This is a genomic window from Glutamicibacter sp. AGC46, assembly GCF_053543715.1.
In genome coordinates this window covers 298,235-308,833 of the sequence record NZ_JBLVOJ010000025.1, presented here as the reverse complement: position 1 = coordinate 308,833, position 10,599 = coordinate 298,235, and the positions used below count along the sequence as shown (strand labels likewise).

Here is a 10,599-nt window from a genome sequence, read left to right as displayed (position 1 = left end):
TCCGGGTGATTCGGGCGTTGCCGGTTGCGGCCGGCTCGGAACCGGCCAAGCCACGGTTGCGCTTAGGCCTTGGTATCTTCGTCGACCCAGTCGAAGGTGCGGGTGACAGCCTTTTTCCACAGGCGCAAGCTGCGCTCACGCGTAGCCTCATCCATGGTTGGCTCCCAGCGCTTGTCCTCGGCCCAATTGTCTTCCAGTTCGCCCAAGTCCTTCCAGAAGCCAACGGCCAGGCCAGCAGCGTAGGCTGCACCCAGTGCGGTGGTCTCGGTGACCTTCGGGCGAACCACTGGCACGCCGAGGATGTCAGCCTGGAACTGCATCAGGGCTTCGTTGGCCACCATGCCGCCGTCGACCTTCAGTTCGGTGAGCGGAACCTCTGCGTCGGCGTTGACCGCATCCAGGACTTCGCGAGTCTGGAATGCGGTGGACTCCAGGGCCGCACGGGCGATGTGGTTCTTGTTCGCATAGCGGGTCAAGCCCACGATCGCGCCACGGGCATCCGAGCGCCAATATGGTGCGAACAACCCGGAGAAGGCCGGAACGATGTACACGCCGCCGTTGTCCTCCACCTTTGCTGCCAGTTCCTCGATCTCCGGAGCGGTAGCGATCATGCCGATATTGTCGCGCAGCCACTGGATCAGCGACCCGGCCACGGCAATGGAACCTTCCAAGGCGTACACCGGTGCGTTTTCGCCCAGCTTGTAGGCCATGGTGGTCAGCAGGCCGTTGGTCGAATTCACGATCTCCGTGCCGGTGTTGAAGATCAGGAAGCAACCGGTGCCGTAGGTGTTCTTCGCGGTACCTGCGGTGAAGGCCGCCTGGCCGAAGGTCGCCGCCTGCTGGTCGCCCAGGATGCCTGCAACGGGCACCTCGCGCAGCAGCTGGTTGGTGTGCACGGAGCCGTAGACCTCCGAAGAAGAGCGGATCTGCGGCATCATCGAGCGCGGCACGCCGAAGTCAGCCAGGATCTTCTCGTCCCAGTCCAGGGTCTTGAGGTCCATGAACAGGGTACGTGATGCGTTGGTCACGTCGGTGACGTGCACGCCGCCGTCCACGCCGCCGGTCAGGTTCCACAGCACCCAGCTGTCGGTGGTGCCGAAGAGCAGGTCGCCTGCTTCGGCACGCTCCCGGGCACCTTCGACATTGTCCAGGATCCACTTGATCTTGGTGCCGGAGAAGTAGGTCGCCAGGGGCAGGCCAACGGTCTGCTTGTAGCGTTCCAGGCCGCCATCGGCTGCCAGTTCGTCGACGATGTCCTGGGTACGGGTGTCCTGCCAGACGATCGCGTTGTAGACGGCTTCGCCGGTGTTCTTATCCCACACCACCGCGGTTTCACGCTGGTTGGTGATGCCGACGACCTCGATGTCGTGGCGGGTCAGGTTGGCCTTGGACAGGGCCTGGCCAATCACTTCGCGCACGTTGCTCCAGATTTCGGCTGGATCGTGCTCGACCCATCCGGCAGCCGGGAAGATCTGCTCGTGTTCCTTCTGGCCTACCGAATGCACCTCACCGGCGTGCGTGAAGACAATTGCGCGGGAGCTGGTCGTGCCTTGGTCAATGGCGATGACGAATTTTTCACTCATGATTCACTGCTCTCTTTCTAGAACATTGGCGCGGCGGCAAGTCCGCCAAGGATACCGCCGATGGCTGGACCAGCCAACGGAACCCACGAGTAGGACCAGTCGGAGGAGCCCTTGCCCTTGATCGGCAGGATGGCGTGGGCAATTCGTGGACCGAGGTCGCGGAACGGGTTGATGGCGTAGCCGGTGGCTCCACCCAGGGACAGGCCGATGGCAACAACCAGCAGGCCGACAGCCAGCGGGCCAAGCTCGTGAGGAGTGTGCCCCAGTCCGGCGATCACGAACACCAGGACGAAGGTGCCGAAGATTTCCGAGACCAGGTTCCAGCCGTAGGAGCGGATGGCCGGTCCGGTGGCGAAGACGCCCAGCTGCGTGCCCGCGTTCTGCGGATCATCCAGGTGCTTCTTGTAGGACAGCCAGGTGCCCACGGCACCCAGGAAGGCGCCAATGAACTGCGCCGCGAAGTAGAGCAGCGTATTGGCCATGGTCTTGGCGACGCCGGGGGCGTACTCGGCAACGTCCGGGTTGACCAGCAGGCCCAGGGTGACTGCCGGGTTCAGGTGGGCTCCGGAGATCCCAGCTATCCAGACGCCGCAATAGACGCCCAGGCCCCAGCCGAAGCTGATGGCTACCCAGCCCGCGGCGCTGCCGAGAGTGCCTTTCAGGGCGACGTTCGCGCAGACGCCGCCGCCCATCAGCAGGAGAATGAAAGTGCCGGCTAATTCGGCGAGAAACACGTGAGTGGACAACGTTGACCTCTTAGTGGTTTCGAGTGCCAGCGGCGCCTTGCCGCCGGCCTGGATGCAGGTTAGACCAGGGTGACTCCGTGGGCTTCTGCGAGTACCGAGAGCGAATGGTCGATCTCGGCTTGGGTCTGGGACTGGTCCCAACCCATCGGCTCTGCAAGGCAATTAGCTGCCTCGATTACCAAATCCTTCGTGACCAGGCCGCGGAAGGCCAGGTTGGTGCGGCGGATGAAGACATCGATCAACCGGCCCACCTGCTCTTGGTTCGCCATGTAGGCCAACTCCTGGCAGGACAGCTCGTTGGTGTGCTCCAGCATGGTTTCGTTGCCGCCGATGATTTCCAGCAGGGCATCGGCTCCGGTGCCGTAGCGTTCGAGCAGCACGCGCAAGCGTTCGCGGCCGGCCTTGGACTCGCGCGCGGCATACCAAGCGGCGAGTTCGCCCTCGTTGGCCGGGAAGTTCTTTCCGCCACCGATGGCTACGCCGGCGGTGGACTTCACTTCACGGGCGCCGAGGAATTCCAGGGCCTTTCCGCCGAGGTTCTCGCTCAGTGCGCGGAAGGTGGTCCACTTGCCGCCGATCAGCGAGAGCATGGTGGTCGCGTCGGTCAGGCGGGTTTCCTTGATCTGGTAATCGCGGGATACGAAGCCTGGCGCGGTGTCGTCATGGCTGGGCAGGGGGCGCACGCCGGAGAACTTGTAGACGATCTGTTCCCTGGTGGCCTTGATGCCCGGGAAGACATGGTGGACCAGCTCGAAGAAGTAGTCGACTTCCTCGTCGGTGCATACCGCTGGCTCGTTCATGTCGTGCTCGAGGTCGGTGGTGCCGACCAGCACGCGGCCGAGCATCGGGTAGATGAGCACGATTCGGCCGTCTTCATGCTCGAAGAAGATTTCGCGGCCTCCGGTAGCGGCGAGCAGTTCCGGGTGATCCAGCACGATGTGCGAACCCTTGGTGCCGCCGGTCCACTTGGTATCGCGGCCCAGGTCCTTGTTGGTCAGATCCACCCACGCGCCGGTGGCGTTGATGATGACATCGGCGTCGAAGTCGAATTCTTCGCCGGAGAGCATATCGCGCAGCTTCGCGGTGCCGCCGTCGCCGCCGGCCAGCTCAACGTAGTTGCTGGCGCGGGCCTCGTCGTTGGCGTTCAGGCCTTCACGCAGCACATCCAGGGTCAGCCGCTCGGGGTTGTGCACCGAGGCGTCGAAATAGGTGGCGGTGTACTTGACGTCATCGCGCAGTGCTGGCAGATCCTGGCGGGCAGCCTTGCCGGCCTTGAAGTTATGCCAAGGGGTGTTGCGTCCGCCGATCCCTGCGAACACGTCGTACATGATCAACCCGGCCTTGATCAGCGCCGCCCCGCGTTCGGTTGGCTTGCCCGACTTGTGGGACAGGAAGCGCATCGGTGCGCTGAGGATGCCGGAGAAGGTGGAGAAGATGGGAATGGTGGTCTGCAGCGGCTTCACGTAGTGCGGAGCGATCTCCAGCAGCGAGTTGCGCTCCTGCACCGACTCGTGAACCAGGCGGAACTCGCCGTTCTCCAGATAGCGGATTCCGCCATGGATCATGTGCGAGCTGGCACCCGAAGCGCCCTGGCAGTAATCGCCGCGCTCGATCAGGGCTACATCAATCCCCTGCATGGCCAGGTAGCGGAAGGTCGCTACGCCGTTGATGCCACCGCCAACAACCAGAACCTGCGCCTGCGGACGTTCGCGCAGTTTGGCTAGCTGTTCCCGAATCACGATTTGTGCCCCTTATGTAAATATTGAATGAGTCTGAAGCTAGTCTTGTTACTGAACGGCAAAGCGGTCAAACAAAATGCACAAACGTGCAGAAGTGGTCTGAATCATGATGAAATCCTCGTCCGGGGGCACCTACAAGCGGGCAACGACTGGCACATCTGTGCACAGCACCCCCAAGGCCAAGGATGCGCTGCGCGCCGCCCAGCTGTATTACCTTCAGGATATGAAGATGGAAGTGATCGCCAAGGAGCTGGGCACCTCGCGGTCCACGGTCTCCCGGTTGCTCACCCACGCCAAGCGCACCGGCATGGTTTCGATCAGCATCTCCCCCAGCGCCAACATGTCGGCGCTGCTGGGAAACCAGCTCTCCGAGCACTACGGGATCAGCTTCAACGTAGTACCCACCGACGGCAACATGGATGACTCCGAGCTGCTGGCCCGAGTCTCTGCGCACGCGGCCTACCTGCTTGGCGGCATGGTTTCCTCCTCGATGACGGTGGGTGTTGCCTGGGGATCGACCATGCAGTCGGTGTCCACGGCGCTGGGCTCCCACCCGACCCATGACACGAAGATCGTGCAGCTCAATGGAGCGGCTAATCCGGTGACCAGCGGCGTGCGCTATGCCAGCGACATCCTCACGCGTTTCGGCCAAGCCTTCACCGCCCGCACCGAGCAGTTCCCGGTCCCGGCCTTCTTCGACCGGGCCTCCACCCGCGACGCAATGTGGAAGGAAACATCGATCCGCCGGGTACTGCAGGTGCAGAAGGAGATGAGTCTCGCGGTATTCTCCCTGGGCTCGGCCGGCTCCGCCGTGGCTTCGCAGGTCTACCGCGGCGGCTACCTGACCAAGGCGGAAACCCAAGAGCTCAACGAGATCGGCGTGGTCGGCGACGTGGCCACGGTGTTCTTCGACAAGGACGGGAACAGCTCGAACATTTCGCTTAATGCCCGCTCCACCGGCCCGAACCTCGATGCCCTTCGCAAGGTGCCGACCCGTTTCTGCGTGGTCGCCGGCCGCGGCAAGCTCCAGGCCGTGCGCGGTGCGCTCAAAGGCGGGCTGATCACCGATCTGGTGATCGACGAAGGCACCGCCCTGGCGCTGCTGGACGGGTAGGGTTAAAGCCATGGCCCCACGACAGCAGCTAGTGACCACCCACAATTTGAACGGTGCAGAAATCCGGGTCTACACCCACCCGGCCCAGCAGCCCTCCCGCGGGGTGATCTACGCCGTGCATGGTTTCCGCGGAGCCCACCACGGGCTGGCGCGCATCGTCTCGCACCTGGAGCACTACACGGTGATCGTTCCCGATCTTCCCGGCTTTGGCACTTCGACCTCGATGGCGGATCTGCCCCATGACGTCGAGGGATACGCTGCGGTGCTCAATCAGCTGGCCGAAGAGCTGCAGCTGGAATCCTCCGTGCACCTGCTGGGGCATTCCTTCGGCTCGATCGTGGCCGCCAAGCTGGCCACGGTCCGCGGCTTTGCCTCGCTGGTATTGCTCAACCCGATCTCCGAGCCGGCGTTGGAGTCCGACCAGGCGCTGCTGGCCAAGCTCACCAGCGGCTACTACGAGGTGTGCGCCAAGCTTCCGGCCCGCATCGGCGAACCGCTGCTGCGTTCCAAGCTGTTCAGCGATGCCATGAGCCTGGTGATGACCAAGAGCAGGGACCCGGAAATCCGCCGCTACGTGCGCGAGCAGCACCGCGCCTACTTCGGCGGCTTCCACTCGCGGGCCACCTTGGCCCAGTCGTACCGCGCCTCGGTCAGCGCAACGGTCGGGGACTACTCCCCTGCGCTGAGCTTGCCGACGCTGATGGTCGGCGGCCTGCAAGACGAACTGGGCACCGCGCAGACGCAGGAGGCGCTGCGGGCCAGCTTCGCCAACGCCCAACTAGTCATGCTCGAGAACGTCGGGCATCTGATCCACTACGAGAAGGCTCCCGAAACCGCCGCCGCCATCGATGGCTTCCTGCAGCTGTTGGCAACCGGCCAGGCCGAGGATCCCGCGGCGGGCTCCTAGAGCGCGTCGTCCGGGTCGATAGCGATATTCACGACCGGGTCCTTGGCCGCGGACATGCTCGCGCGCAGCTGGCGCAGGGCCATGGTCACCGCCGGCCCGTCGGCGTAGGAGAAGAAGAGCACGTAGCGGTGCTGGGCCGGGGGCCCGTCTATCACCGTCGGGCCGTGGATTTGCACGCACTGCCGGGTCTGCGGATCCAGGTTCGCGACCAGCCGTTCGGCGCCCAGGCCCGAAATCACTGCGCTGCGCACTGCCGGAGGCAACCCCACCTCGCGGCGCTCGGCCAATTCGCGTTCGGCAAAGCTCGCCGGGTCATAGCGCACCAGCGCGGCCCCGGCGGGGCTCGGATTGCCGGTGAGCACCACTACCCCGTCGGCACGCGCCATGGAAGCAGCGGTGAACCAGCGGGAGATGACTTCTTCGGGGTTGCGCAGCGAATCGTGGGCCATCATCTTGTCGGCATCGAGCAGCAGCACCGCGGCGTAGCCGGATTCGGTAAATGGTTCGACCCCTGGCGTAGCGACCACCAGCGCCGGTTTGCCGGGAATCTTGTCCACGGGTTTTGCTCCGGTGGAAGAAATAACGCTGACCTTGGGGAAGGCCAGCCCGAGTTCTTCGGCGGTGCGGTCGGCGCCGATGCTGGCGGCCCGGATCCTCGGTGAGGCGCAGTGCACGCACCGGTAGTCGTGGTACTGCTCGCCGCACCAGCGGCAAGCCACATGCGAGCCCTTGCCGGCGATGTGCAGCGGGCCTTGGCAGGCAGTGCAGCGCGCCGGGGTCCGGCAGTCCTGGCAGGCCAGCGCCGGCATGAACCCGGTGCGCGCCACTTGCACCAGCACCGGGCCGGATTCCAGCGCCCTGGTAGCTTCCCGCCAGGCCAGCGAAGGGATGCGGGCCCGGGCGAGCACCGGGTCGCGCTCGAGCTCGAAATCGTTTGTGGTGGCCACAATGCGGGCGGTTTGCGCACGCAACAGGTCGCGGGGAACCTTCAGTTCGGTGGCCCAGCCGGTCGCCACCAGGCGCTGGGCTTCGACTGAGCGCGATGGCGATGCGATCAGCAGGGAGATGCCTGCCTGCTGGCTGCGCAGCAACGCCACCTCGCGGCTGTGCTGGTAGGGTGCGCGCTGTTCGCGGTGCGATTGGTCCGCGTCCTGCCATACGATCATCAGTTCCAGCCCGGGCACGTGGCATAGCGCCGCCGAACGGGTGCCGATGACGATCTGCACATGCCCTCCGATGGCACGCAGGAAGTTGCGGTAGCGCGGAGTCGGCCCGTCGTCGGCCTGCAGCCGCGCATAGGATTCGGCGCCGAAGTGCTCATCGAGATAGCCACCCAGCAGCCGAAGGTCGCGCGCGTCGGGCACGATCAGCAGCACGCGCTTGCCGCGCTCAAGCACCGGACGGGCCGCATCCATCAAGAACCCTGGCCAGGCACCGTGGAAATTCGGCACCCAGGTGGCAACGGCGCGCAGGGTTTCGCCGCTTCCCCAGGCGTCAAGCGCTTGGGCGCCGTGCTCGTAGCGGGAGAGCTGGTTCGGGGCGTCGGGCAGCAACGGCGCGACGGTGGCCAATTCCTCTTTTTCGACCTTGGCCGCGCGGGCGGGCACCGCAAGACGCACCACATCCCACAGGGTTCCGGCATAGCGGGTCGCGATCTCCTGCGCGGCGGCCACAATTTCCGGGTACAGCGCCACCTGGGTGCTGACCAGCTTGGCCAGCGGCCGCAGTTTCATCTCCGGGGCGTGGTCCTCGAGCACCGCGACGATGAATCCGGAGAGCAGCTGCGGCCCGAAGGGCACCTTCACGCGCACCCCCGCCACGGCATCCTGGGCCATCGAGGGAGGAATCTCGTAATCGAAGAAGCGGTCCAGGTGCGGGACGGAAGAATCAATCAGCACCCGGGCAACCCGCTTGAGGCGGGCCGGCTCGGGTGCTGAGATGAGGGCGTCTTGCTGCACGCTCAGGTCCTAGGCGTTGAACCAGCTACGCAGGGCCTCGACGCGGTCCAGCTTCTCCCAGGTGAAGTCGTTGTCCTCGCGGCCGAAGTGGCCGTGGGCAGCGGTCTTGCGGTAAATCGGGCGCTTCAAGTCCAGGTCTTCGATGATGCCCAGCGGGCGCAGGTCGAATACCTCGTTGATGGCCTTGGTGATCTTGGCCGGATCAACGGTTTCGGTGCCGAAGGTCTCCACATACAGGCCCACCGGACGGGCCACGCCGATCGCGTAGGCCACCTGGACCTCGGCACGGCGTGCCAGGCCGGCGGCGACCACGTTCTTGGCCACCCAGCGCATCGCGTAGGCAGCCGAGCGGTCGACCTTCGAAGGGTCCTTGCCCGAGAAGGCGCCTCCGCCGTGGCGGGCGAAGCCGCCGTAGGTGTCCACGATGATCTTGCGGCCGGTCAGCCCGGCATCGCCGACCGGGCCGCCGATGATGAACGGGCCCGATGGGTTCAGGATGATCTTGGTGTTCGAGATGTCCAGTCCCGAACGCTCCAGGATCGGGGTGACAACCTCTTCGTGCAGGTCGGCCTTCAGGGTCGCCAGCTCGTATTCGGCGGCGTGCTGGCTGGAGACGACCACAGTGTCCACGGAGACCGGCTTGTCGCCGTCGTAGCCGATGGTGACCTGGGTCTTGCCATCCGGGCGCAGCAGCGGCATGCGGCCGTTCTTGCGGACCTGGGTCAGGCGCTCGGATAGGCGGTGCGCCAGGAAAATCGGGGTCGGCATCAGCGAGTCGGTCTCATCCGAGGCGTAGCCGAACATCAGGCCCTGGTCGCCGGCACCCTGCATGTCGCGGGTATCCTTGGCCGTGCCTTCGCGCGACTCCAGCGAGTTGAAGACGCCGTCGTGGATCTCCTGGGACTGCTGGCCGATCGACACGGACACGCCGCAGCGCGCACCGTCGAAGCCGTTGGCCGAGGAGTCGTAGCCGATGTCCAGGATGGTCTTGCGGACGATCTCCGGGATCTCCACGTAGCCATTGGTGGTCACCTCGCCGGCAACGTGCACCAGCCCGGTGGTGGTCAGGGTCTCGACGGCGACCTTCGAGTCCGGATCCTGCGCCAGCATGGCGTCGAGGATCGCGTCGGAAATCTGGTCGCAAATCTTGTCCGGGTGGCCCTCGGTCACGGATTCCGAGGTGAAAAGACGAAGTTCAGGGGTTGTTGAAGTCACCGTATAACTCTATCTGGTCTCTGGGACCGGTAAGCAGATCTGGTACGTTTCGTGAACAAGCACCGTATGGCGCCACTCACTTTGTTACAGCTGCATGACTTTTTGTTGCATTCGAAATCTGTTCGATGACCACGCGGGCCACCTCGAGCTTGCTGCCCGAAGCCTGCACCGAGTCGGCGCCATCGGCGAAAAGAACCTGGATGCTATTGGTTTCCTGCCCGAAGGTCAGGGATGCGCCCACCTCGTTGACCACGAGCATTTCGCAGCCCTTGCGGTTCAGCTTGGCCTGGCCGTACTCCAGCACGGTCCCCTGCTCATCGCCGGTCTCGGCAGCAAAACCGACAATGAACGGCGGCAATTGCGGATTCTGTCCGCGCGCGGCGACCAGCTCGGCGAGGATGTCCGGGTTGCGCACCAGTTCGATGACCGGCGCCGAATGCTCATCGCGCTTCTTGATCTTCGAGTTCTCGATTCTTGCCGGGCGGAAATCGGCGACCGCGGCATTCATGATCAGCACGTCTTGGCCCTCGGCGCAGTCGAAGACCGCCTCGCGCAGCTCCAGTGCGCTGGAGGCGTGCACCAGCCGCACGCCATGCGGCGCGGGCACTTCCAGATGGGTGGCGATCAGCGTGACCTCGGCCCCGGCATCTCTGGCGGCCTGTGCCAGCGCGACACCCTGGCGGCCCGAGGAGCGGTTACCCAGGAAGCGCACCGGGTCCAGCGGTTCACGGGTGCCGCCGGCGGTGATCAGCACCTTGGCTCCGGCCAGCACCGGTTCGGCGAGCAGGTCCTGGATTGCGGCGAAAATTTCATCGGGTTCTGGAAGCCGGCCCGGTCCCGAGTCCTTGCCGGTCAGCCGCCCGGAAGCGGGTTCGATCACCCGCACGCCGCGATCCCGCAGGGTCTGCACATTCGCGGCAGTGGCCGGATGCTGCCACATTTCGGTGTGCATGGCCGGGGCCATCACTACCGGCGCCCGCGTGGCCAGCAGGGTTCCGGTGAGCAGGTCGTCAGCCAATCCCGCAGCGGCCGTGGCTAAGACGTCCGCGGTGGCCGGCACGACCATCACCAGATCGGCCTGCTGGCCCAGGCGCACGTGATTGACCGAATCCACCGCGTCGAACACGTTCGAGGTGACAGGATTTCCGGACAAGGCCTCCCAGGTGGCGTTGCCCACGAAGTTGGCGACGTTCCGGGTGGGGATCACGTCGACGTGGTGCCCGGCTTCGCGCAGCAAGCGCAGCAGGAGTACGGACTTGTAGGCGGCGATACCAGCGGAAACGCCTAGGACAATTCGCTTCACGAAGTACTTCCTCGAGGATTCGGTGCGGCAATGA

General features: G+C 64.8%; 8 protein-coding genes. 2 read left to right on the top strand and 6 right to left on the bottom strand.

Going from position 1 to position 10,599, the window contains the following annotated elements; genetic code table 11:
• Positions 1–62: 62 nt before the first annotated feature.
• Genes glpK through ACNPM8_RS16400 form a run of 3 tightly spaced genes read right to left on the bottom strand, consistent with a single transcriptional unit; the run spans position 63 to position 4,068 of the window.
• Positions 63–1,583, bottom strand: a complete 1,521-nt coding sequence (gene glpK, locus ACNPM8_RS16410; RefSeq protein ID WP_105658318.1) for a glycerol kinase GlpK — start codon at positions 1,581–1,583, stop codon at positions 63–65.
• A 17-nt stretch (positions 1,584–1,600) separates the two neighbouring features.
• On the bottom strand, positions 1,601–2,329 hold the full coding sequence (locus tag ACNPM8_RS16405) for an MIP/aquaporin family protein (RefSeq protein WP_105658317.1): 729 nt from the start codon (positions 2,327–2,329) through the stop codon (positions 1,601–1,603).
• Between the two features lie 59 nt (positions 2,330–2,388).
• Positions 2,389–4,068 (bottom strand): FAD-dependent oxidoreductase, encoded by a 1,680-nt coding sequence (locus ACNPM8_RS16400; RefSeq protein WP_448940220.1) that lies wholly within the window; start codon positions 4,066–4,068, stop codon positions 2,389–2,391.
• Positions 4,069–4,174: 106 nt separating this feature from the next.
• Between ACNPM8_RS16400 and ACNPM8_RS16395 the strand changes: the two genes are divergently transcribed.
• Positions 4,175–5,182, top strand: coding sequence for a sugar-binding transcriptional regulator (locus tag ACNPM8_RS16395; RefSeq protein ID WP_105658315.1), 1,008 nt, complete (start codon positions 4,175–4,177; stop codon positions 5,180–5,182).
• A 10-nt stretch (positions 5,183–5,192) separates the two neighbouring features.
• Entirely contained in the window at positions 5,193–6,089 is an 897-nt protein-coding gene (locus ACNPM8_RS16390) for an alpha/beta fold hydrolase (protein WP_448940219.1), read from the top strand.
• Here ACNPM8_RS16390 and ACNPM8_RS16385 read toward each other — a convergent pair.
• The 3 genes from ACNPM8_RS16385 to coaBC all read right to left on the bottom strand — a co-directional run bounded on the left by ACNPM8_RS16385 (position 6,086) and on the right by coaBC (position 10,565).
• Positions 6,086–8,047 carry a primosomal protein N' family DNA-binding protein gene (locus ACNPM8_RS16385; protein ID WP_448940218.1) on the bottom strand — a complete coding sequence of 654 codons (1,962 nt, stop codon included), beginning with the start codon at positions 8,045–8,047 and terminating at the stop codon, positions 6,086–6,088. The genes ACNPM8_RS16390 and ACNPM8_RS16385 overlap by 4 nt on opposite strands.
• Positions 8,048–8,056: 9 nt before the next feature.
• A complete protein-coding gene (metK, locus tag ACNPM8_RS16380) occupies positions 8,057–9,262 on the bottom strand; it encodes a methionine adenosyltransferase (RefSeq protein ID WP_448940217.1) in 1,206 nt (401 codons plus the stop codon).
• 76 nt (positions 9,263–9,338) lie between these two features.
• On the bottom strand, positions 9,339–10,565 hold the full coding sequence (coaBC, locus tag ACNPM8_RS16375; protein WP_448940216.1) for a bifunctional phosphopantothenoylcysteine decarboxylase/phosphopantothenate--cysteine ligase CoaBC: 1,227 nt from the start codon (positions 10,563–10,565) through the stop codon (positions 9,339–9,341).
• Between the last annotated feature and the right edge of the window lie 34 nt (positions 10,566–10,599).

Coding starts and splice junctions, on each gene's coding strand:
- glpK (WP_105658318.1), bottom strand. CDS start 1,583: ATGAGTGAAAAATTCGTCATCGCCATTGACCAAGGCACGACCAGCTCC.
- ACNPM8_RS16390 (WP_448940219.1), top strand. CDS start 5,193: ATGGCCCCACGACAGCAGCTAGTGACCACCCACAATTTGAACGGTGCA.
- ACNPM8_RS16395 (WP_105658315.1), top strand. CDS start 4,175: ATGATGAAATCCTCGTCCGGGGGCACCTACAAGCGGGCAACGACTGGC.